The organism is Affinirhizobium capsici, assembly GCF_977018625.1.
The window spans coordinates 14,372-37,348 of sequence record NZ_CDRNXD010000008.1 but is presented as its reverse complement, the minus strand read 5'-3'; the positions used below and the strand labels follow the sequence as shown (position 1 = coordinate 37,348).

Annotated in this window: 24 protein-coding genes; 14 read left to right on the top strand and 10 right to left on the bottom strand. The window is 53.2% G+C overall.

Going from position 1 to position 22,977, the window contains the following annotated elements:
• Positions 1-5 precede the first annotated feature (5 nt).
• The 3 genes from AC0JZ1_RS20080 to AC0JZ1_RS20070 form a co-directional block, all read right to left on the bottom strand.
• A complete protein-coding gene (locus tag AC0JZ1_RS20080; RefSeq protein WP_471884219.1) occupies positions 6-1,358 on the bottom strand; it encodes a PepSY-associated TM helix domain-containing protein in 1,353 nt (450 codons plus the stop codon).
• Positions 1,359-1,486: 128 nt separating this feature from the next.
• The gene (locus AC0JZ1_RS20075; protein ID WP_252755073.1) at positions 1,487-2,023 is read right to left on the bottom strand and encodes a GNAT family N-acetyltransferase; all 537 of its coding nucleotides are present in this window, start codon (positions 2,021-2,023) and stop codon (positions 1,487-1,489) included.
• 70 nt (positions 2,024-2,093) lie between these two features.
• Complete coding sequence (locus tag AC0JZ1_RS20070) at positions 2,094-3,485, bottom strand: NAD(P)-binding protein (protein WP_471884218.1); 1,392 nt, start codon at positions 3,483-3,485, stop codon at positions 2,094-2,096.
• 326 nt (positions 3,486-3,811) lie between these two features.
• Between AC0JZ1_RS20070 and AC0JZ1_RS20065 the strand changes: the two genes are divergently transcribed.
• The 3 genes from AC0JZ1_RS20065 to AC0JZ1_RS20055 all read left to right on the top strand — a co-directional run bounded on the left by AC0JZ1_RS20065 (position 3,812) and on the right by AC0JZ1_RS20055 (position 5,870).
• Positions 3,812-4,369 (top strand): thioredoxin domain-containing protein, encoded by a 558-nt coding sequence (locus AC0JZ1_RS20065; protein WP_471884217.1) that lies wholly within the window; start codon positions 3,812-3,814, stop codon positions 4,367-4,369.
• Between the two features lie 56 nt (positions 4,370-4,425).
• Positions 4,426-5,118, top strand: a complete 693-nt coding sequence (locus AC0JZ1_RS20060) for a superoxide dismutase (RefSeq protein ID WP_471884216.1) — start codon at positions 4,426-4,428, stop codon at positions 5,116-5,118.
• Between the two features lie 98 nt (positions 5,119-5,216).
• Entirely contained in the window at positions 5,217-5,870 is a 654-nt protein-coding gene (locus AC0JZ1_RS20055; RefSeq protein ID WP_252755077.1) for a MarR family winged helix-turn-helix transcriptional regulator, read from the top strand.
• Between the two features lie 69 nt (positions 5,871-5,939).
• Here AC0JZ1_RS20055 and AC0JZ1_RS20050 read toward each other — a convergent pair whose 3' ends face one another.
• From AC0JZ1_RS20050 to pdxR, 4 genes are all read right to left on the bottom strand, one after another.
• Positions 5,940-6,566: a hypothetical protein gene (locus tag AC0JZ1_RS20050; protein WP_252755078.1), complete on the bottom strand. Its 627-nt coding sequence runs from the start codon at positions 6,564-6,566 to the stop codon at positions 5,940-5,942.
• 82 nt (positions 6,567-6,648) lie between these two features.
• Positions 6,649-7,194, bottom strand: coding sequence for a carboxymuconolactone decarboxylase family protein (locus tag AC0JZ1_RS20045; RefSeq protein ID WP_471884215.1), 546 nt, complete (start codon positions 7,192-7,194; stop codon positions 6,649-6,651).
• 74 nt (positions 7,195-7,268) lie between these two features.
• Positions 7,269-7,985 carry a hypothetical protein gene (locus tag AC0JZ1_RS20040; RefSeq protein WP_471884214.1) on the bottom strand — a complete coding sequence of 239 codons (717 nt, stop codon included), beginning with the start codon at positions 7,983-7,985 and terminating at the stop codon, positions 7,269-7,271.
• A gap of 150 nt (positions 7,986-8,135) precedes the next feature.
• Positions 8,136-9,623, bottom strand: a complete 1,488-nt coding sequence (pdxR, locus tag AC0JZ1_RS20035) for a MocR-like pyridoxine biosynthesis transcription factor PdxR (RefSeq protein WP_471884213.1) — start codon at positions 9,621-9,623, stop codon at positions 8,136-8,138.
• Positions 9,624-10,095: 472 nt separating this feature from the next.
• On the opposite strand from pdxR, the gene AC0JZ1_RS20030 reads away from it, so the two are divergent.
• The 3 genes from AC0JZ1_RS20030 to AC0JZ1_RS20020 all read left to right on the top strand — a co-directional run bounded on the left by AC0JZ1_RS20030 (position 10,096) and on the right by AC0JZ1_RS20020 (position 13,474).
• Positions 10,096-10,800: a glutamine amidotransferase gene (locus tag AC0JZ1_RS20030; RefSeq protein ID WP_471884212.1), complete on the top strand. Its 705-nt coding sequence runs from the start codon at positions 10,096-10,098 to the stop codon at positions 10,798-10,800.
• Between the two features lie 167 nt (positions 10,801-10,967).
• The gene (locus tag AC0JZ1_RS20025; RefSeq protein WP_471884211.1) at positions 10,968-11,894 is read left to right on the top strand and encodes a LysR substrate-binding domain-containing protein; all 927 of its coding nucleotides are present in this window, start codon (positions 10,968-10,970) and stop codon (positions 11,892-11,894) included.
• A gap of 104 nt (positions 11,895-11,998) precedes the next feature.
• Positions 11,999-13,474, top strand: coding sequence for a catalase (locus AC0JZ1_RS20020; RefSeq protein ID WP_471884210.1), 1,476 nt, complete (start codon positions 11,999-12,001; stop codon positions 13,472-13,474).
• A 291-nt stretch (positions 13,475-13,765) separates the two neighbouring features.
• Here the strand turns inward: AC0JZ1_RS20020 and AC0JZ1_RS20015 are convergent, their stop codons facing one another.
• The 3 genes from AC0JZ1_RS20015 to AC0JZ1_RS20005 all read right to left on the bottom strand — a co-directional run bounded on the left by AC0JZ1_RS20015 (position 13,766) and on the right by AC0JZ1_RS20005 (position 17,124).
• Positions 13,766-14,473, bottom strand: coding sequence for a GntR family transcriptional regulator (locus AC0JZ1_RS20015; protein ID WP_471884209.1), 708 nt, complete (start codon positions 14,471-14,473; stop codon positions 13,766-13,768).
• On the bottom strand, positions 14,474-15,145 hold the full coding sequence (locus tag AC0JZ1_RS20010) for a GntR family transcriptional regulator (protein WP_471884208.1): 672 nt from the start codon (positions 15,143-15,145) through the stop codon (positions 14,474-14,476).
• Positions 15,146-15,231: 86 nt separating this feature from the next.
• Positions 15,232-17,124 (bottom strand): bifunctional sugar phosphate isomerase/epimerase/4-hydroxyphenylpyruvate dioxygenase family protein, encoded by a 1,893-nt coding sequence (locus tag AC0JZ1_RS20005; RefSeq protein WP_471884207.1) that lies wholly within the window; start codon positions 17,122-17,124, stop codon positions 15,232-15,234.
• A 195-nt stretch (positions 17,125-17,319) separates the two neighbouring features.
• Here AC0JZ1_RS20005 and AC0JZ1_RS20000 point away from each other — a divergent pair, with 195 nt between their 5' ends.
• The 8 genes from AC0JZ1_RS20000 (at position 17,320) to AC0JZ1_RS19965 (ending at position 22,711) form a co-directional block, all read left to right on the top strand.
• Positions 17,320-18,150, top strand: coding sequence for a transporter substrate-binding domain-containing protein (locus tag AC0JZ1_RS20000; protein WP_471884206.1), 831 nt, complete (start codon positions 17,320-17,322; stop codon positions 18,148-18,150).
• Positions 18,151-18,266: 116 nt separating this feature from the next.
• Positions 18,267-18,737: a type II 3-dehydroquinate dehydratase gene (gene aroQ / locus AC0JZ1_RS19995; protein ID WP_471884205.1), complete on the top strand. Its 471-nt coding sequence runs from the start codon at positions 18,267-18,269 to the stop codon at positions 18,735-18,737.
• The gene (locus AC0JZ1_RS19990; protein ID WP_471884204.1) at positions 18,734-19,402 is read left to right on the top strand and encodes an amino acid ABC transporter permease; all 669 of its coding nucleotides are present in this window, start codon (positions 18,734-18,736) and stop codon (positions 19,400-19,402) included. The genes aroQ and AC0JZ1_RS19990 overlap by 4 nt, the downstream gene beginning before the upstream one ends.
• A 10-nt stretch (positions 19,403-19,412) precedes the next feature.
• Positions 19,413-20,054: an amino acid ABC transporter permease gene (locus AC0JZ1_RS19985; protein ID WP_471884203.1), complete on the top strand. Its 642-nt coding sequence runs from the start codon at positions 19,413-19,415 to the stop codon at positions 20,052-20,054.
• Positions 20,055-20,147: 93 nt separating this feature from the next.
• The gene (locus AC0JZ1_RS19980; RefSeq protein ID WP_471884419.1) at positions 20,148-20,876 is read left to right on the top strand and encodes an amino acid ABC transporter ATP-binding protein; all 729 of its coding nucleotides are present in this window, start codon (positions 20,148-20,150) and stop codon (positions 20,874-20,876) included.
• A 53-nt stretch (positions 20,877-20,929) separates the two neighbouring features.
• Complete coding sequence (locus tag AC0JZ1_RS19975; RefSeq protein ID WP_471884202.1) at positions 20,930-21,757, top strand: shikimate dehydrogenase family protein; 828 nt, start codon at positions 20,930-20,932, stop codon at positions 21,755-21,757.
• A 270-nt stretch (positions 21,758-22,027) separates the two neighbouring features.
• Positions 22,028-22,183, top strand: coding sequence for a hypothetical protein (locus tag AC0JZ1_RS19970; protein WP_471884201.1), 156 nt, complete (start codon positions 22,028-22,030; stop codon positions 22,181-22,183).
• Positions 22,184-22,306: 123 nt separating this feature from the next.
• Positions 22,307-22,711, top strand: a complete 405-nt coding sequence (locus AC0JZ1_RS19965; RefSeq protein ID WP_471884200.1) for a hypothetical protein — start codon at positions 22,307-22,309, stop codon at positions 22,709-22,711.
• Positions 22,712-22,977: the final 266 nt, after the last annotated feature.

Here is a 22,977-nt window from a genome sequence, read left to right as displayed (position 1 = left end):
GGAATTCAAGCAACCGCTATTTTGACGAGTCGCACCAGGATTTGATCAATGAAGATCATGACCAATATCGCCAGGCCGCTGAGCGGAAACGCGAGAGAAAACAGAATAATCACGAGCCAAAGACCCACATGAATTGGATGTGAACGAGGTTTAGGAGGAACTCCCAAAGTTCCGGCGGGTCGTCGTTTCCACCACATAACAACGCTCGTGACACTCATGCCAATTATCAGAAGACAAGCGGTGAGCATCAAGAGTTGATTGACGCGCCCATACTCCTGCCCTTGATGTACACTGATACCCCATTCGATAGATTTGCCAAGGATGGGGTATTGCGCATAGGATAGGTCGACTAACGGCTTTCCGGAATACTGGTCAAAATGGATCATGCGCTGTCCAGCAACCTGATCAGGATAGATGGCTGCCGAGTAGACACCACTCGGATTTCTTGGCAGCGCGACATCGAAGCCGGGGCTGATCCCGCCAGCTTTTGCCTGCTCTACGATTGTATCCAGCCCTACTGGCGGCTTTGCTTCAAGCACGGCTGCATCCGATAGTGGAACGGGAGCTTGCTCGACTGCCCATCCGACCTTGGGCAAAATGTCTTTTGATACTTTGGTTGATTTTGGAACGTCATCCCACAACTGCGCAGGATATCCGAGACCTCTTTCGTTTGCCCAATTAGTGAGGTTACTGCCCCAGAAGCCTGACCAAGGCATTCCACTCAGTGCGAGGAAGAAGATAAACGCCCCTGCTGAAACTCCTGTTATCGCGTGGAGATCCCGCCAAAAAACGCGCTGTGAAGAGTTGCCTCTGACTGATATCACACCACCGGATTGTCGGCGAGGCCACCAGAGATATATGCCTGTTACAACAAGCACCATTGTGAACCCGCCAGCGATCTCAATAAGCTTATTGGCCCAACTGCCGAAAAATGCCCAGCTGTGTATGCGCTTAACAATGTAATTGAATTCGCTTTCTACACTTACCTTATCCAGGATTTTGCCAGTGTATGGATTGACGAAAACAAGGGTCGATACATTGTCGTGTAAGACTGTGACTATAGCGGATTGCGTCACTGACGCAGGGTTTTTGTAAGTAGTTGCAGTAGACCCAGGAATGGCTGCCACTGCTTTCTCGACAATAGTTTCCGGGTTGAGTGCATCGCCGGAGGCTCTCACCGTATAGCGATAGGAAAAGACGGAATTATTGATCTCGTCCTTGAACAGATAGAGGGAGCCCGTAATCGCCAAATTGAGCAGTGCCGGGATCACCAACAGGCCCGCAAAGAAGTGCCAACGCCAAATGGCGCGATAGAGTGAAGCACCGACGGGGCCGACGCGATTTGTGGAAGTGATCATTATAGATCTCCCAATATGACCGCTCCGGAATTCTGCGGTCAAATGATGCTTTGCTAAGACCTGAACGGGTGGAAAGACCCAAATGCCAGAACATTCCGACGTCACGAACTACATCTGTCACCGCATGTTCAGTCGGTCGTTTCGTCGGCTCTCAAAGGCTTTTCGAGTACGACCAGAGCCAGATCATCCCGAAGCGGAATGCCTACGCTCGGATCGTCATAGGGGAATGGAACCTCTGCACCGGTTTTGCGGAAGCCGCGACGTTCATACCAGGCAATCAAGGGTTTGCGATGATTGATTACTGTTATGCGAAGGCAAGATGCGCCCTCGGCAGCAGCCTGTTTTTCAACTTCGTTGAGAATGGAGGCTCCAAGACCTCCCCTTTGATAAGTTGGCTTCACTGCGAGAAGCGAAATATACCAAGCATTGTCTTCCAGACCGGATATGTGAACGCAGCCAACGACTTCTTCTTCAGGGGCAGTGCGGGACAGTAAGAACCGCCCTGCTTCAAATTCCGATAGAATAGTTTGGGCGTCAATCCTTGGCCCTGAAATGACCTCTCGCTCATCAGTCCACCCCGGTGAGGAACTGGGCAGGCGGTAGGCTGAATTGATCAGCGATACGAGTTCCGATGCGTTCTCAATTGCGGCGTAGGAAAAGTTCATTTTTATTCTCCAGCTAAACCGAGGCCACTGAATTCTGGGCCTGATCCAATCCCATTGCTAATTGCCTAACTCACGCTGGCAGTGTCGTGAGCAACCTCGATATGTTGCTATAGGCTGCGACGGTCGACGCTTTAATCCGATCCAGCAACGCTACCTTTTCGAGGTCTTTGGGATCGATGCCAGAAGCCATCATTGAGAAGCCGTCTAGCCGGGAGTTTTTGATCCAGTCTCTCACGGGCGGACTTGTTGCCTGTCGCAACCTGTTCTCGAGATCGACCTTCATTCCGCGAATATAATCGTCGACCGAAATGGGTACGGGAACGGGTGCAGCCAGTGCATTTTTCTCATCATCAGTGTCGAACTGAGCCTCAATAAATGCGATAAGCGCGCCGCTGAACGGGATTTGTGGAAAGCGAACTGCTTGTATAACGATCCGCCCGTCTTGAAAGATTGGTAAGCCCGGCTTTTGGCACACAGCAGAAGCACTACAATCGATATAAAGCGTGTCCGGACGCGCCGAGACACTCCGGGACGACATATCAAGCCGGTCATCTGCAAGATGGCGGACCTTACCCATCCTGATGACGTCTCTGATCGATGATAGCGCCTCGACTTCACCCTCTGACATGAAGGCAGCGCGAAACACCGTCGGCTCAACATTCTTGTCGACACGCAACCAGAACCCGGCTTCCTCGTGTCGACGGGCGAGATCTCTGGCGGAGGTGGCGAGCGCGATGTCCTCACGCGCCTGAGCAATGCTCGAGAAGACCTCAGTGAAAAACTCAGGCGCGGGTTGAATTTTCGCCCGATTAACGAACCATTGATCGCGAGATACAACCCATCTTATCCGTTCCGGAGCAACACCCCGGGACAGGAGCCACAGGCAGGTGTCTGTTGCGGTTTTTCCCGCTCCAATCACGGCATAGTAATCAAACTCGTGGGCCAATCTTGGAAGGTCATTTGGCACGATACATGTCACGCCGGGACCAGTTGTAAAGGTGCGCTTGTGCGTCAGGGGGATTGAATTGGTATAGTAGCTCGCGTCCACAAGCTTTCGTCTGATCCGGATCTGCTGAACCTTGCCGGACAATAGCTGTCTTACCATGTCTCCAGTTTCATAGCTGCTCATCGGTAAATACGAGACGCGGCCACTTGCCAGCAGTCGATCCCTCATCACCGCATGGCAATAGGCGATAATTTCCGGTGCATCCGCCAGGCGGGCGAAGCCCTTGTTATAACCGTCACTATCAATTCTTTCGTCGCCTAAAGGGGTGGATTCAACTCCGTAAAAGCTGCTGGGCTGGTGCAGCCGCACGAATGGGTAGGCGTCGTTCCAATGACCACCAGGCGCGTCACGTTTATCCACGATGGTAACATGGGCATCTGTTCGCCGGATCAATTCGTCAGCGAAGGCGAGACCTGAAAGGCCAGCGCCAATCACCAGATAATCAGTTTCAATCATATCGGAATTCCGCAGGAGCTGGCGCGTATCAAGCGGACTTGCCGCTGCGCATTTCAGTATGCTCCGGTCAACCGACTGTCATCCTCCCGCAAAAGAGTCTGAATGGCATGACCAAGAGCTCGCTCAGGAAGCGGTAAGGAAACGGAGGAAGTTAGAGAATGACGAATTTTATATGAGTCTAATAGGAGGCTTCTATCAATTCAAATTCCATCTGCTGAGTGATGCGACACGTCTCTTGCATTTAAATAGGAATCCTATACATATTGCGTGACTATAGTTCCTGAGCTGAGTTCGAGTTGGATCGCATCATAAGAGGATACTGTGTTATGCCTGGTTCAAACCATATCACCCTCGCACCCGAACTGGCCGTTAGCCAGTGGTTCAACACCAAGGTGCCTCTGACACTCGCCAATCTAAGAGGAAAGCCGATCTGGCTGCACGCTTTCCAGCTGCTTTGCCCGGGCTGCGTCTCAGACGCAATTCCGCAAATGAAGCGGGTGGAAAGGATCTTTGCTAGATCCGATTTGCAAATCATCGGTCTTCACACCGTCTTTGAGCATCATCAGGCGATGAGCCCGATTACTCTTGAAGCATTCCTCCACGAATACCGGATCACCTCCCCTGTTGGCGTCGATCTTGCAGACCCTCGATCAGATACCCCAATCACAATGCAGCGATATGGGTTCCGCGGAACTCCCTCGTCTGTTCTAATCGGGCGTGATGGAGCAATCATTCATGCTGCCTTTGGCGTGGAAGACGATATTGCGCTTGGAGCACGCATCGCCATGGCACTCGCCGCCTCACATGAGGAAGAGCCACAGGTAGAGACTGCGCAGTATGAACCAAACGGCTGCGCCGACGGGCGATGCAGTGTCGAACATTAATCTAGATGATCGTTACCGGACAGTACCCATAAAGCTTAAATTAGAGAGGAAATCCAATGAACATCTCCAGACGCGCGTTACTTGCCGCGGGCGGCGCAGTTGCACTATCCTCAACGCTTTCGTCACCAAAGGTTGCTCGAGCAGCAACACCGTTTTCGCAGCCGCCATTGCCTTACAATCAAAGCGCTCTTGCTCCTGTAATATCAGAACGGACTGTTGGTCTCCATTACGGCAAGCATCACAGTGCCTACTTTAAAAATCTGAATGCTCTTGCGCAGGGCACGCGCTACGAAGCGATGTCACTTGAAGAGGTTGTGAAAAGCACAGCCAGCTCAAGCGGCAATGACCGCAAAATATTCAACAATGCGGCACAGGCCTGGAACCATAATGCCTATTGGGAGCAATTCGCACCTGGCGGCTCAGAGCGACCGGCAGGCAAAGTTGCAGCTGAAATTGATGCAGCGTTTGGCCATTGGGACGAGTTTGTCAAAAAGAGCGTGACCGTGTCAGACAGCGTCTTCGGCACAGGCTGGATTTGGTTGACCCGTGGAGATCAAGGCAAACTGGAATTTGTTGGTTATGAAGATGCAAACAACCCAATGGCAACAGGCAAACCTGCCTATCTCGGGATCGATATCTGGGAGCACGCATACTACCTCGATTACGAAAATCGGAAGGCAGATCATATTCGAGCGATATTGGAGAAACTGGTAAATTGGCAGGTAGTCGGCCAGCGTATGGGCGTATAACAATTCAATAGCACTGCGGAAAAGCATCAGTTGCTCCGCAGTGCTTTTCCTTTTTTCGCTAGTAGTGTCCGCTGAATTTTTGGAACCTTTTTCACATCATGGAAACACCTAAAGATCCCCATTCAATCAACTATCGGATCCGCGAAGGGCTGGCACGCATTGCCACAATCATGCGGGTCGATGAGTGGAACCGGGCCAAAACGCTGGGGCTGAACCCGACCCAGTTAGCGATCTTGACGGTGCTCGACGGCCGCGTTTCTGGCCTTGGCGTAAAGGACGTTGCCGCTCACCTCGGCATTTCCCAACCAACCGCGACAGATTCCTTGAACGCTCTCGAGAAGAAGGCACTTGTTGAGAGGCGCGCCAGCGCCGAAGATCGACGCGCGGTGCGGATACACTTGACTGCGTCCGGCGCCGATATACTCCAATCTCACCATCAGGACAGTTTAGCTGAACGGGCCGTCGGAGCACTGGCTAGCTGTGAACAAGAAGATCTGTTGCTGCTTCTGATCACGATGATCCGCGAATTGCAGGAACAGAACAAGATCCCCGAGCAGCGCATGTGCGTGACATGTCGTTACTTCGCACCTTTCGAACATAGTAATCCCTCACATCCACACCATTGCCGGTTCGTGGATGCCGCATTCGGGCAGAGTGAGTTGCGGATTGATTGTCGTGACCAACTACCATCGGATACGCAAAAACGCGCCGCCGACTGGGAGAAATTCCAGGCCGACGGCGCTTCTCTATAGCCAAAAACATCGCATAGTCAGGTCGCCAGCGTCGTCCTCTGTCAGCTATCGCCTGCTAAAAGGTCCGTATCAGGACATCTTCTCAATCTTGCCGCATGCGATTGGAATGGTCACATGTGATGGCACAGTTCCCAAGGAGCCGACGGACGAGGGAAGGTGGGAGTCGCTGGGAATGCCGTGCACATAGATAACACGCTTATCCAGATCGATCGTCCCGCCGGAGTAGGTCCGGCCGAAGGTCTCGGCAAGTTGCTTCAACGGTACGGTTTTCGTGTACTCGAAATCTCCCTTGGCAGAAGCGTGTGGATAGGTGTTCGTGGGGATCACCATCTCCTCGGGCTTGTCGTTGAAGGGCACCATTGTCGTACCAGAAGGCTTTTCAGTTTCACCCAGATCGATATAGCCATCCTTATTGGTATCCATGTTCTGGGTGACACAGGAAGCATTGCGTCCATCGGGGAAGCCATGGAAGTGCTCCCAATGTTCTATATTGGCCGGAACGCCACTCATCTTGATGTGAACTTCGAGATTATCGCCTTTGATCGTGAAAAGTGCCTCACCTACCGAGGTTGATCCGATTTTGTCCGCGTTCAAGGCGGTAAGGCGGGCACGGTAGCTTTCCGTCTCGGCGGCCTGCGCTTGAAGGTTTGCAGAAATTGTCGCCAAAATGGCCAGAATTAAAATCTTGCTGCGCATCGTTCTTCTCCTGAAGAATAGGTTGATAGCGAATGGGCAAACAGGAACGGGCCGCAGAAGCGGCCCGTTCAAGTAGTATGTTTCAAGCGGCGCGGGTGAGCTTCACACCTGGGAAATCAACCGGCACATCGAGAGCAACATTGATGTAGTTGGTGAAAAGGTTGAGCGCGACATGCGCGACGATCTCAACGATTTCTTCGTCGTCAAAGCCTGCTGCACGCAGTGCATCGACATCCGCATCGTGCAGGTCTGCTCGACGCTCAACGACCTTGGTGACGAAAGCAAGAGCTGCCGCTGCGCGTGGATCGTTAGAACGACCCGCTTGCGCTTCAGACATTTCTTCCGGCGTAGCGCCAGCCCGGCGGCCGAGCAAGGTATGCGCCGCGAGGCAATAATTGCAATTGTTGCGATCGGCAATTGCAACGGCGATCTGCTCGCCAAGCTTGGCACCCAGACGGCCACCGCCCAGTGCTCCAAACGCACCCCACATGCTATTCAAAGCAGAGGGAGAATTGGCGACAGCCTTGAACATATTTGGCACAACACCAAATGCGCCTTTGATTTGTTGAAGCTGGGCCGCAACCTCAGATCTTGCAGTAGAGGGGTCAACGAGGGTAACTCTAGTCATAGTCTTTCTCTCTTTAGCCTGGGGGGAAGATATGCCGGTTCGTCGATGGCAGTCGGCGAACCGGCGCTAGGTAATTATTTGGTGGCTTGAACTTTGCCAGGCAGGCTCAGATCACCGGAAGCAACCTTGAACACGTTGGCCACGCAAAGTAGGGGAGCGTGCAGATTGCCGTTCACCTTCAAGCCCGCGGTTACGCCATCGAACGAAGCGCCTTTAATGCCGTTGATGAGCTTGAGCGGAATTTGCACATCAACCTTATCGCCCGTAAATGTCGTTGGATATTCAGGGCTGTCGATCAGCAGAGGTACGCCTGGCCATGTCTCAGGCACTTTCGGAGTCGTGCCTTTTGGAATGTCGACGACCTTGAGGCCAGCACCGCAAGCCTGATCTTTCGTCAACACCACCCAATGCGGATGCCAAATGTGGCGGTTCTTCGCACCTTTGGCGGCATCATCAAAATCAGGGTGGAATGTGACAGCGAGCGCAACAATGCCTTGCTTCTTGTCAAAGCCTATCTCGCCACTATCGAGGCTTGTAGGCCAGACATAGGCGTAGACTTGCGATCCTTCAAATTTGCCCGTCGCGTCAGGCTTATCCTTGCCAGCTTCGCCACGAACACGAGTAGAAAAGATTGCATTTTCGCCCTTTGTCGTAATTGTCGTTTCAACGATGTCGAAAGACGCCGTGACATCATCCTTGGGTTTGGCCGTTATTGGCCCTGCATGAGCAAGTGTCAGGCATAGCAATGCCGTGCCGGCGGCTGCAGCGCCGGTGAGATATTTCAAATTCATAGACCTTATTCCTTCTCTCTGCCTGGGGTTGGAGGCAATCCCTGGTATACGCGTTCCAGGTGGCAGCCTGGTCGGCGGGATTGATTGACTATGCTGGCACGCTGCTTACATCCGTTCGTAACCTGCCGATGCATTAGTTATATAGGACTCCTATATAAATTCAACTCTTTTCTTTTGAAGTTCGATCTTTTCTTCCTGGGGCGCTGGCGGCAGCGAAGCACGAAGAAGAGCGACACCGCGTTCAAGCTCGGCATCGTCAAGGGCAGCAAAGCCCAAACGAAATGCTTCTGGCGCATTATTGACATCGAGAGAGAAGTGCACGCCCGGCAAAACAGCGAGACCCACCCGCGTAGCACTCGCGGCCCAGGTTTCTGCGCTAATGCCGGGCCGGAGCCTTAGCCACATCGCCAGGCCACCGGACGGCACGTCAAAATCGGCGTAATCGCTCAATTGAGCGCGCAATAAGCCTGCGAGTTTGTCTCGCCTCTGATGGTAAATGTGGCATGCTTTGCGCGCATGCCGACGTACAGTTCCATCTGCAATCAGATCAGCTAACGCTTGCTCCAGAGCGACATCGCCTTGACGATCGATCGCTTCGCGAAAATCAGCCATACGCCGCAATATTTGTGGACTGGCAACCGCATAGCCAAGCCGAATACCGGGACTGATAAGCTTGGACAGAGAGCCGATATATACGAAGTTGAGATCGCCCTGACACTGGGAAGCCAAAGGCAGGACGGGGCGTCCACCGAACCGATACTCGTTGTCGTAGTCATCTTCGATAACGGCCAGATCATACTTGCGAGCAATCTCTAGAAGACGAAATCTGCGCGCATGGCTTAATGGCACTGTCGTCGGATACTGATGGTGCGGCGTAACGTAGACCGCTTTGACACGCTTATCGGTCCTCGCCAATTCCTCCAGAGCATCTACGTCGATGCCTTCCTGATCCACTGGAACACCCACCACTTCAGCGCCACTTGCACGAAACGCTGCCCATGCCAGGGAATAGCCGGGCGTTTCCACCGCTATGCGTAAACACTGATCTCCAATCGCGCTTGCTGCGAGGAAGAGGGCCATTTGGCTTCCTCGGGTAATAAAAATGTGGTCGGCAGAAACATTCAGGCCCCGATCGTCCTTCAGATAAAAAGTCAGAGCCTCTCGCAGAAAGGGGTTACCGCGCGGATCGCCATAAGTGTCTTCAGACATGAAAATTGGTGACGTAACTGCCCTGCGGAAAGCTTGCCCAAGCGCTACAGTCGGCGCCAGACGCGTATCTGGAACACCGTCGGAGAAGCGGATTGAGGGGCGATGCGAAGCTAGGCCGTAAATATTTCTCTCAGATGCACGCGCAACTCTGGGAGCATCCCTGAGGTCGGGGAGATTTCTTGCCACATAGGTGCCACGAGATGGCGCAGCTTTCAGCCAGCCTTGCGTTAATAGTTCCTGATAGGCGGCATCAACGGTGTTGCGGTTAAGGCCGAGGGATTTTGCCATGGATCGAGTGCCTGGCAAAGGCTCGCCAGGGGCGAGCCGTCCGCGCTCTATCTCTGCGATGATCGATCGTGCCAATGCAAGAAAAATAGGCTCCCGCTCTTTCGGAACGACTTCAAGTGCCAAGACTGTGCCTTTTCCCATTTCAGCCTCTCACGCAAAAGTTCTCCAGCCACACACTTGCTCAAACTTCGATTTGAGGCGGCAACTTGGAAGTTGTCGACGCAGGCCCGCAGCCTGAAGGCATTACTGCCACTTCGGCAATCCAAAACGAACAGGGTTAGATGTGACTTTTCCGTTCACTGCAATACACGCAAAACTGTTCCCGTCTTACTGAATCCGCAGAACGCAATGCGAAGAGTCTTCTTGAAAATGTCCTAGGTATCTTAAAGATGGACACTCATTTTTGTCCCTTATTGCTATGAGCATAGCGTGGAGCGATGAAAATCATTTACATCGCCTGGAACTAAATAAGACGGGCCGGTTGTATAATGAGTGGTAGGCCACCAGGGGTCAACCATCCGGCTGCACGGCCGTGGAACAACCGGCTCTACCCATCCTTAAACAACGTCAAGATAGATGATGGAGGTGAGCTTCCTATCAGCAGGGACTGGCGATGTTGAAGACGGCAATTGCACTACGGCATGTCCACTTCGAGAACCTGGGGATATTCGAGGCAATAGTCCATCAAGCTGGCTACAAACTTCACTATTTTGATGTTGCCAGCCATGACCTCAAATCTTTCGACCCGACAGAGCCTGACCTGCTGTTCATACTCGGGGGACCTGTTGGAGTTTACGAAGATGCAAACTATCCGTTTCTACTTGAAGAACGCAAAATCATTTCGGCGCGGTTCAACGCGCGTCGAATGACAGTTGGCATTTGCCTTGGAGCGCAGCAGATCGCAGCCGCTTTAGGAGCGAAAGTTGCGCCGACAGGAATGAAAGAAATCGGATTTGCGCCGTTGACGCTCAATGATAATGGACGCAGTAGCCCGCTTCGGCACCTTTTAGGCATCCCTGTTTTGCATTGGCATGGCGATGTGTTCGAAGTGCCTTCGGAAGGCGTTAATCTTGCTTCAACGCCCCCATGTCCGACTCAGGCTTTTGTCATTGGTGACTTCGTCCTCGCACTCCAGTTTCATCCCGAGGTGGATGCTTCCTGTGGCATGGAAGATTGGCTTGTGGGCCATGCTTTCGAGCTGGCAAATGCCGGGATTCCTCCCCAAACAATCCGTGAAGACGCGAAAAAATACGGTCCACGTTTGCGGGATGCAGGAAGGCGAATGTTTGCCGAATGGCTCGCAAATGCAAGCTCATAACTTTTGGGGAAGCGGTGCAGCTTAACCGATATTGATCGGATCAAACCGTTGCCCGCTGCGCGAGTTGTCTTCCGGCCCAGGTTAAATCGCAAACCCGGCACACCGTTTGCTCCCGGCTGCCGCTTATGATGCTGCATACATCTCCATCATAAGACATAGAGACATCGATGAACTTTTCTGGCTTGTCACTTCGTGACCTCGAATACATCGTATGCGTAGCCGATCTTGCAAACTTCGGGCGAGCGGCCGATCAATGTGGTGTCTCCCAACCAGCGCTATCAGTTCAGGTACGTAAGGTGGAACGCTGGCTCGAGGTCGATATCTTTGAACGCAGCACCCGGCGCGTCTACGTAACATCTCAAGGCGCCAAGATCGTAACCCAGGCGCGCAAGGTCTTGAAGGAAGCTTCGGTTCTTGCCGATCTCGGGCGAAGTAAAGAAAAGCCCTTCAGCGGCGAGTTGAAACTTGGCGCAATTACGACACTTGGCCCCTATCTCTACCCGCGCATCGTTACGGGACTAAGAGCGGCCTACCCAAACTCCACTCTCTTACTAAACGAGGGCATGAGCCGCGAACTGATGGAAGCGCTGACAATCGGAGAGCTTGACGCGATTCTGATATCCCTGCCGGTCGGAAACAATACCTTGCAGTGGCAAAAGGTGTTTCATGAGGAATTTGTTCTAATCGGTCCTCTGGGTCATCCGGCGACTTTGCGTGAGGGCCAGGCGTGGCACGAATTGCCCTCCGAAGAACGCCTTGTTCTTAGCGAAGGTCATTGTCTGCGCGAGCAGGCGCTGAAGGGGTGCGGGGTAGCAGATACGAAAAAGCGGTTCGCAACAAGCATCTCGGCGCTGAAATACATGGTCAGCGCTGGCGAAGGTTGCACGCTACTTCCAGCCTTAGCGATCTCGGAGATCGATGAGCAAACAGTTGCAGCTGTTCCACAGCCCCATATCGGTCGCGACATAGCTTTGGTATGGCGCAAGCGAGATACGCGGGAAGAGGAATTCGAAGGATTGGCTGCGCTTATTGCAGCGCTTGTGCCAAGCCATCAACTGGTCATGCCAAGACAACCGGCACTAGTCGATTCATAAGAAAAACCTAATTAGACTGATAGGGCATTTATCTTTCACCTATCATCTTAAGCACACTAGGCTTCCCGTAAACCTGCAGAGGCAGGTTGAAAGGGAGACGGATTATGGCGAAATTAACAACAGCATTTGGTGCGCCGGTTGCTGATGACAACAATACATTGACAGCAGGCCCACGCGGTCCTGCACTTCTTCAAGATGTATGGTTTCTGGAAAAACTGGCCCACTTCGACCGAGAAGTTATTCCCGAAAGGCGAATGCATGCAAAAGGCGCAGGTGCGTTTGGCGCATTCACCGTTACACACGACATTACCCGCTATACGCGCGCGAAAATTTTTTCCGACATCGGCAAGCAGACGGAGATGTTTGTGAGATTTTCCTCCGTTGCCGGTGAAAGAGGTGCCGCGGATGCAGAGCGGGATATCCGCGGGTTCGCCATGAAGTTTTATACCGAGGAAGGAAATTGGGACCTTGTGGGAAACAACACGCCTGTTTTCTTCATCAGAGACCCGCTGAAGTTTCCTGATCTCAATCATGCAGTGAAACGCGATCCACGCGCCGGCATGCGCAGTGTCAACAACAATTGGGATTACTGGACATTGTTACCGGAAGCTCTGCATCAGGTTACCATAGTAATGAGCGAGCGGGGCATCCCGAAATCGTGGCGGCATATGCATGGGTTCGGCAGCCACACCTTCAGCTTTATCAATGCCCAAAATGAGCGGCACTGGGTCAAATTCCATCTTCGTACGCAGCAGGGTATCGAAAACCTCTCTAACGAGGAGGCATCGGCCATCATCGGCGAAGATCGCGAAAATCATCAAAGAGATCTGTTCGAAAGCATCGAGAGTGGAAAGTATCCGCGCTGGACTATGTTCGTCCAAATTATGAGTGAAGAGGAGGCAGATGCATGCCACTTCAATCCGTTCGATCTCACGAAGATCTGGCCCAAAAAGGGATTTCCGCTCATTGAGGTGGGATATTTTGAGCTTAATCGAAACCCGGAGAACTTCTTCCAAGATGTAGAGCAAGCAGCCTTTTCCCCGGCGAACATAGTTCCGGGCATCGGATTTTCACCCGATAAGATGCTTCAGGGGAGGCTATTCTCTTACGGCGATACGCAACGTTATCGGCTGGGTGTCAATCATGCGCAGATCCCCGTGAATGCCCCACGATGCCCTGTCCACTCCTATCATCGCGATGGCACCATGCGGGTAGATGGCAATGGTGGTCGCAGCACGCATTATTCTCCAAATAGCTTTGGAGCACTGCAGGAACAGCCAGATTTCTCGGAGCCGCCTTTAAGAAATACAGGTGCCGCCGCACGTTGGAACCATCGAGAGGATGACGATTATTTCAGACAGCCGGGCAATCTTTTCAGACTGATGTCACCAAGACAAAAGGCCATCTTGTTTGAAAACACGGCAAGAGCAATCAAGGGTGCCGACCAGGCGATTATCGAACGGCACATCGTTCATTGTACCCTGGCTGATCCCCATTATGGCGCAGGTGTTGCAAATGCAATTGCAAGCCTCTCGGCGGATCAGGCAGCACATTCCGCATTTGAGCCGGCAGCGGAATAGCCTTCTGATTTGACGAAGGTCGCAAGACCGGAAAGTCATCAGCAAAGAATGCGATAATTCTAAAATATAGGGATTGGCCCCATTATCCGCCTGGGGCCATCGGATTTATATCGAGCAACACTCTCGACCTCTTCTATCCACCAGCCGCCTCAACTAGAGGCAAGATATGCAAGGCCAAGCTTGGTCGATAAATCCTTTTCGTGATGCTCTGTAAGAAATTGCATCAGACGCTGCGGTCGGTCGCACAGAAATTCATCTCTGATATGACGCGCGCGCCAGAATGCTGTGGCATTACTTAAGCTTGAGTTCTTTGCGAATGTGTTCGACACCGCTCATGACATGCTGTTGGATGACCTCCTTCGCGGTCCGGAAATCTCTTGCCAGTGCTAATTCGAAAAGCGAACGGTGATCGTTAGCGACGCCTTGCCCACGGAAGCTCCGTGCGAGCAGGTGGTAGCGGAGAAAGCGGTCAAAGACTGAGGAAAGAGTCGCCATTAGCGTTTCGGAATTGCAGGCCGAGACAATAGATCTATGAAAGTCCCAGTCGGATCGCACCCAATCCATTGTGCGCGAAACATCGCCAGAAAGCAGCCTTTTCTCTGCGGCAGCGAGCTTATGTTGTGCAGCCACGACCCGCCCTTCCCATTCCAGGTCGCCAGCCTCAAACGCGAGTTTCATGGCGTGGACCTCCAAAACGATGCGCAGATCGGCAAGCTCGATCAGTTCCTGCGTTGATACCGGGCTGACTTCGAAGCCTTTTTGCCCCTCGGCGCGAACAAGATTTTCGGCCGTCAGGCGGCTGAGAATTTCCCGCAGCGACGACACGCTGATCGAGTAACGTTCCTTTGCCTGCTCCAGCTTTATCTTGGCACCTGGAACGAGGACACCGGAAATGATATCCGCTCTGACCTGACGAAATACCACGTCGCCGATTGTTTCTCCGGCGTGCTCGGTTGTATCGGCTTGATCGTTTAAGCCCTTCTGTGCCCGGATTGACATCTATTTCCCCAGCCGGTTACGCGTCAGTGCGTGCTCCACCCCGCCATTGATGTGCTCAATCAAAATTGCTTTTGCCGTTTTTTCATCACGCTTCAAGGCTGCATCCAATAACTGCTTGTGTTCCTTGGCTGCGATGTCACCTCGATAGGAAAGCGCAACCATCTGATAGCGTAGATATTTATCGAAAATTGCAGAGTGGGTCGCCATCAAGAGCTTCGAACCGCATCCAGAAATAAGAGCCTGATGAAATTCCCAGTCGTAACGCTTCCAGTTTTCAGCCTGGCTAGTTTCGCCAGTCGCCATGAACGTCTCCATCCTGGAGAGCTTGTAATGCGCAGAGACAACACGCGCCTCCCAATCGACCCCGCCATGCGTGAAGGATTGCTCCAGTGCATGCGTTTCGAGAAGAAGACGAAGGGCTGCAATCTCGCGAAGATCCGACGCGGAAGTCGGAGCGACCTCGAATCCTCTCTGGCCCTCTGCGACCACGAGACCTTCCGACGATAATCGGTTCAGGATCTCGCGCAGCGTGCTGACACTCGTTTCGTATGTCTCCTTGAGGTTATCCAGCTTCAGTTTCTGCGCTGGAGCCAACCGACCAAAGATAATGTCAGCACGAATTCGCCTGTAACTGACTTCCGCAACCGATTCTGTCGTAGGTTTAGAAAACACGGGAGATCTCTGACATTTTACGGATCGTCCCATGTAACAGGAATTAGACTGACTTCAACACCAACTATGTTTGATAATGAACCAGACTATCCCGTTGGCACACCTTCAGGGCGCATTTGCTTCTTGAGAGCGGCAATACGAAATATGGCATTGGACGCTCCATAACCGCGATATCCTGTTCGCTGGACGATTTCGAAAAAGAAACCTTCCCCGAAGGTTCCGCTATAGAGCTGGAAATACTCTCCACTATCGTCCCTGTCGTAGAGAATGTTTTCCGCCTTCAGACGCTCGCTGAGTTCAGGATCAAGTCCGAAACGGGCTTCGACATCACCATAATAGTTTGCTGAAATTGGAAGTGGCCTAAACCCGTTCTCACGCAATGCGACCGCTGTGGCGAAAATGTCAGGTGTTTCAAATGCGAGATGTTGAACCCCGGAGCCAAACTTCTCTGCAATAAAGTGCCCAGCGAGGGTGCGCCTATTCTCCGCGCCGTTCAGCGTTATGCGCAAAGCACCGCTATCATTTTCGATCACCTGGCTTCGTACCACCCCAGAGGGATCGATGATATCCACTACAGGTGTTTTGTGAGCCTCAAATATTGAAGTGTAAAAGAGTAGCCAAGTGAGCATTTCATCATAAGCAACCGTCTGGGCGATATGATCGATCCGCTGCAGATGCGCAGGCACGATCATGCGGTCAGCTTCTTCGGTGGCGACAAAATCGATCTCTGAAAAGCGACTAAGTTCGCTCTTGTTGTCGATCAGATAGATCAGGCCACCGCCAACGCCACGGATCGCTGGAATTTCCACTTCCCCCTCTTCAACTGGTTGGCGGAAGGGTTCCGCGCCCAGCGCAATGGCGCGTGCCAGCGCCTTTTCGGCATCGTCCACTGCCAACGCAACCGCGTAGGCCGAAGTGCCGTGCAGGGCGAAGGATGTGTTGGCAAACCCTCTTTTTTCCGTATTTACCAGAAGACGGATATCCCCCTGCTCGTAAAGCTCGACCTTCTTGGTTCGGTGGATCTTTGTTTTCCGGAAACCCAACGTTTGGAGAATTGCGACAAGATTTCGCGCATCGTCCTGATCGGCGGAAAACTCAACGAAGGCGACGCCGTCGACACTTGCGCGATCGGGCATGGTGGGAACAGTAAGACCTTCTGCGCCTGCAACACGCCGCACCTGATCGCCAAGATAGATCAGGGAGCGATGGCCATCGGCGGCAATTGACCGGGTAGAGCCGCCGCGAAACTGGTCGTTGAAAATTTCCAAGGAAAAATAGTCATCATAACCGGTCTGTGCGATAGCAGCCGTGAAGGCCGTTACGGATAGATCGCCCTCCCCTGGCATGTTTCGGAAATGACGCGACCAGTAAAGCAGGTCCATGTGAATCAGAGGCGCATCCGCCAGCTGTACGATGAATATCTTGTCCTTCGGGATGGACCGGATCGAGTTGATGTCTATCTTGCGTGAGAGACTGTGGAAGCTGTCGAGGATCAAGCCGACATTCTGATGATTGGCCCGTCTTACGACCTCCCACGCATCGCGGTGGTCATTGATATGGCGCCCCCAAGCGAGCGCCTCGAAACCGACACGCAGGCCACGTTTTGCTGCGCGTTCGCCAAGCTCTTGAAAATCGGTGGCGGCACGGTCGATTCCGCCCAGAGAAACCGGCGACACATTGGAGCAAACTAGCACCAGATCCGTGCCCAACTCCTGCATGACATCGAATTTACGCTCTGCCCTGTCGAACGTTCTTTGCCGATGGGAGGCTGGCATCCCCTCGAAGTCTCGGAAAGGTTGGAACAGCGTTATTTCCATTCCGAGATCGCGCACCATGCGTCCGACCTCGCGTGGGCTGCCATCAAACGCTAGGAAGTCATTTTCAAAGATCTCCACACCGTCGAAACCCGCCGCAGCGATGGCTGCGAGTTTCTCCGGCAGTTCCCCACTGATCGAAACAGTAGCGATTGACGTTTTCATGGGTTCTCCTCCCCTTCAGCATCAACCATGACGCGATAGGACCATATCGCTTCCACGGCACACTCCTCAAAGTCAATGTGAAATCAATTTCTACCATATATTTTTCAAATTGTCTGTTGATTGGAGAGGAGCTCCATGGCACTTCTAGTTAGACAGCAAAGGGAGTGCTGGCTGAACAACGTTAGGAGGAGCAGCATGTTGGGTAGGAATTTGACGCGGCGTCGCGTCTTGATAGGGGCAGCCGCTGTGTTGGCCGCTACGTCGTTTGCAGGGTCTGCCGCAGCCATTACGCCGCAAGAGATTAAAGCCCGAGGCAAGATCATCGTAGGCATCCAGGGCGATAACCCACCATGGGGTTTCGTGACGAGCGCGGGCAAGCAGGACGGTTTTGACGCAGATATGGCGACACTGTTTGCCAACGAACTTGGCGTGACCGTTGAGTTCGTTCCGCTCGAAGTCAACAACCGCATACCGGCATTGACCTCTGGCCGTGTTGACGTTCTGTTTGCTACCATGGCTATGCTTCCCGATCGTGCCAAGGCCGTGCAATTTTCAAAACCCTATAACGCGAATGCCATCGTCCTGATTGGTCCCAAGGAGAAGTCCATCAAGACCAACGAGGACATGGCCAACATGACCATCTCGGTCGCCAAGGGCGCGGCTCAGGATACGCAAGTCACTAAAAATGCGCCGTCATCAGCAACGATCCGCCGATATGATGGCGATGCAGCAAGCGTGCAGGCCCTGATATCCGGTCAGGCTGAAGCACTTGGTGGCAACATCTTCTACCTGGATCGCGTCGAAAAAGCTGCTCCCGGCAAGTTCGAGAACAAGCTGGAGTTCCAGAAACTCTATAACGGCGCCTGCACGCGTCTCGGTGAGAAAGAACTTAATGCCGCGCTCAATACCTTCATCGACAAGATCAAGGGGAATGGTGAGTTGAAGGCAATTTACGACAAGTGGATGAAGGTTCCTGTTCCTGAATTCCCGGACAGCCTCGAAGGCATCCCGTTCGCAGCAAAATAGCGATCCTTCCTCTGACATTCATGAGGCAGGTCGACACCGCTTCGGCGGTGTCGACAACGTCGACGTGCAGCTGGCTGCGTGTAGCCGCCTCCGCTTTCCGACCTGGGAGCATTACTATGAGCAAAACGATCTTTGTGCTTAACGGCCCAAATCTCAACCTTCTGGGAGAACGTGAGCCATCGATCTACGGCACCACGACGCTTTCCGACATTCAAAGGAACTGCATCGCCCGTGGGACAGAACTCGGCTTCGAGATCGATTTTCGGCAAAGCAATTTTGAAGGCGATCTCATCGAAGCTGTTCATCAGGCCCGTCGCCAAGCCTGCGGCATCATTATTAATCCTGCAGGCTATACCTTCACCTCCGTGGCACTGCTGGACGCCTTAAAAATGTTCGACGGACCGAAGATCGAGCTACACATCTCAAACGTCCACGCCCGTGAAAGCATATACCACAACTCCCTCATCTCCCGTGTTGCGACAGGAATTATGATTGGATTCGGAGCTCGGGGATATGAGCTGGCGATCGAGGCCATGGCCCAAATGGCAGGCGGTCCCTCTCGCGCATCAATGACGGAGCCATCATGAATTACACGTTGGATTTCACGCCCGTCATCGAAGGTCTGCCGAGCCTGCTGGTGGCTTGCCTTGGCACATTCACCCTGGCGATCTGCGGCATGTTTCTAGCAACCATCATCGGTATCGGCGGGGTCGTGCTGCGACAATCGAAAGTCCCCCCCTTGCGCTGGCTGGTGATCGGCTTTGTCGAACTGATCCGAAATACGCCGTTCCTGGTGCAGATATTCTTCATCTACTTTGCTTTACCTTTGATCGGCATCCGGCTGGATCCGACACCGACTGCGATTATCGCGCTTGGCATCAATGGCGGTGCCTATGCGATCGAAATCATCCGCGGCGGCGTACAGTCGATACCGAAGGGACAGATGGAAGCCGGACTGGCCCTTGGTCTTCACAAGGGGCAGGTCTTCCGTCTGATCGTCCTGAAGCCGGCACTGAGAGCGATTTTCCCGTCTCTGACGAGCCAGTTCGTGCTCTTGACGCTGACCACCAGCATCGCATCTGCCATTTCGGCCTATGAACTGACATCCGTTTCCCAGCGAATTGAATCGGACAGCTTTCGCAGCTTTGAAGTCTATTTCACCGTTACGATTTTCTACCTGGTCATCTCCTGGCTGATGATGCGCCTGTTCGCGCTCTTCTCTGCCCGCTACTTCGCCTACCCGGTCAAATAAGGACATGATCATGGGTCACGATGAACTACTCTTCCTTTTGATCGGCCTGAAATGGACTGTTGCGCTCTCAGCGATTGGCTTCGTATGCGGCTGTCTGGCAGGCCTCGTGATTGCGCTATTTCGGACATCGAACATACCTGCGCTTGAGCGCGCTACAGCCGGATATATCGCTCTCTTCCAAGGAACGCCGCTGCTGATGCAGTTGTTCGTGGTCTATTATGGTCTGGCGCTGATTGGCATCAAAATGGACGCATGGGCGGCCGTCGCTGTGGGTCTTACCCTTCACGCCAGTGCCTATCTGGGTGAAATCTGGCGCGGTGGCATCGAGGCCGTCCCCCGCGGACAGACAGAAGCCTCCAAAGCGCTTGCCTTGAGCTACGTTTCACGAATGAAAGACGTCATCCTGCCGCAGGCGCTGCGCATATCGCTTCCCGCCACAATTGGCTTTCTCGTGCAGTTGATCAAAGGGACGTCGCTTGCATCAATCGTTGGTTTTACGGAACTTACGCGCGCGGGCAACATCATATCCAACCAGATTTTCCAGCCACTGACGGTCTTCGGGATCGTCGGGGCTCTGTACTTCATCATGTGCTGCCCGCTGACGATCTACGGCGCCTATCTCGAACGCAAGTTCGCAGTTTCGGCGAGATAACAGCGTGACTGGCAACTTTCTCATCCTCATGTTGTGCCACACGGAGTTCTCTTCATGAACGACATCTCGACCATTGCGAACAGCGACCCGGCCATGATCCACATGAGTGGCGTTGAAAAGTGGTATGGCGCTTTTCAGGCCTTGAAGGAAATTAGCATTTCCGTCGCAAAGGGTGAGAAGATTGTCCTGTGTGGCCCATCCGGTAGCGGCAAATCGACGCTCATCCGCTGTATCAACCATCTGGAGACCTACCAGAAAGGGGAAATCCGCGTAGGCGGACTGTTGCTCGGCCACGAGGCAAAGAGCATCGACGCGGTTCGCCGCGAGGTGGGTATGGTGTTCCAGCAGTTCAATCTCTTCCCACACCTGACCGTGCTGGAGAACTGCATGCTGGCCCCTTTGCGTGCATTAAAACTTCCAAAGGATGAAGCAGAGGCCCGTGCGCGGCAACTTCTGGAGCGGGTGAAGATCGCGGAGCAGGCCGACAAATATCCCGCGCAGCTTTCGGGCGGCCAGCAGCAGCGTGTCGCCATCGCCCGTGCCCTTTGCATGCGGCCTCAGGTCATGCTGTTTGATGAACCCACCTCCGCGCTCGACCCCGAAATGGTCAAGGAAGTGCTGGATACGATGATTGGCCTTGCCGAAGAAGGCATGACAATGATCTGCGTCACCCATGAGATGGGCTTTGCCCGCCAAGTGGCCGACCGCGTCATCTTCATGGCGAGTGGCGCTGTCGTCGAGGAGGCACCGCCTGCCGAATTCTTCTCCAACCCGAAGCATGAACGGACACGCAAGTTTCTGGGCGAAATCCTTGGCCACTGACCAGCGTCTTGCTGGCCGCTGTCTGAATTGTCATTTCATGGAAGGTGAAGCCGATGATCAACGGCAACACGAAACTTATCGCACATCTCGGCTATCCCACCCATACCTTCAAGGCGCCATTGATCTACAATCCCTATTTCGAGGAAGCTGATATCGATGCCGCTGTCGTGCCAATGGGCTGCCGCACTGAGGATTATCCTGCCTTCCTGAAACTGGTATTCAAGCTGTCCAACGTCCATGGCGCGCTCATTACCATGCCGCATAAGATCGTAACCGTCGGATTGTTGGACGAAGTCTCGAAACGCGTCTCTGTCGCCGGTGCTTGTAATGCTGTTCGCATCGGAACTGACGGTCGGTTGATCGGCGATATGTTTGACGGCGAGGGTTTTGTTCGCGGCGTTCTTCGTAGGGGAAGAGAAATCAGGGGCAAACGCGCGATCCTGGCAGGTGCTGGTGGTGTGGGATCTGCTATCGCCGCCTCACTGGCGCAGGCAGGTATCGCAGAACTTGCTTTTAACGACGCGTATCCGCCGATGATGATTGATCTCGGGCAACGTCTACGCCTTCACTATCCTGACCTTACGGTTATAACAGGTGCAACCGACCCGGATGGCTACGACATCGTCGTCAATGCGACACCATTGGGCATGCTGGATCATGATCCGCTTCCCTTCGATGTGGAGCGGATTTCACCGGCCGCTTTCGTTGGTGAAGTGGTACTGAAACAAGAAATCACGCCTTTTCTCGCAGCTGTTCGCGCGCGTGAATGCCAGTTCCAGTTGGGGCTCGACATGCTGTTCGAACAAATCCCTGCCTATTTGGAGTTTTTCGGTTTCCCGTCGACCACTGCCGAGCATCTCCGCGAGATTGCGCTGGTTTGAAATCTTCGCAGGTATGAGGAGCGAGCACGATTTTCAACGTCGTCCTCATCGGTGCCGGTGTGACAGGTTACAAGCATGCACAGCTTCTGGCGCCAACTCGCGCGTATAGCTGGTTGCTTTTTTCTGAAACCTCCGAGACTAGGAGGTTTTTGTAGAGGAGCACGATGCGGAAATGGAAGGGCGCTGAGTGACGCAGCCAACATAGGCCTGGAACTAGCGTCAATCGCTTATGTTCGGGTTGTCTTACGGGATTAAGAATTGAGAAGTGACATGGCAGCCGGTAACACAACCCCAAACGATCCTAAGAGCAAGACTGTGAAGGGGAGCTTGATCCTGATTGGGCTCTGCGGCGGGGTCGCCATACTCGGCATCTTCATTGGGGTGATCGTTGTGTATGGCGGAATCCATTCCGTGACGCCCAACTGAACCCTGTCAGCTCCTGGGCAAGCTCTTTTAAATGCGTATACAGCTTCATCGCGCCGGTTATTGATCTCTCGCCTGCGCCGCATTAACCGTTGGATAAAAAGGGAACTGCGCCGAGGGAGCTCCATGAAGATTTTAGCCGCGATCATATCTGCATTGCTTATGTGTACTTCAGCAGAAGCACAATCGATTACGAGGGCACGCCACCCTGAGGTGATTGAAACTTACACAGCGTTTATCGGCAGAGATGACCTTCGAAATTCCACCGGAGCCAGGCTCACCCAGCCTTGGCAGATCATCCGCCAAGATCGCGCTAACTTTCACTCGTTCGGCATTCGTGATCGTGGCGACGAAGACGATTCATTCTTCAACGACGCGGGTAACCGTCAGAAACTCGAGGCGATGCTTGCGAATGGGTCTATGTCGCAAGATGCTCGCGAACTCATATTGCAGGGCAATTGCTGGGTCACCGTTCAGATTTACGGACAAGGCAGCATTGGCAGTTTTCTTGAAGTCGAGGTTTGGAGATAGCACGACGTCTCCAAGAAGACTTAAAGCTCGACTTCACGTTTAGCGAAGTTTTGGTGAGCGAAGACCCGGTTCCGATTTACGACGCCCGAACCAATGTATCGAAGCTTGGCAGGCGCTCTCCATCCTCTCTCGATCAGGAAGATTGCCCTAGCCTAGACACCTTCTTCCACGGTAGTCTAGTCTAGTCTATTGTCTTGCCATACCTTGATCAAGGGCGGCGCTCGGGTGAGCCAGACTATTCGAACATACCCTTAACGGTGTTGTGG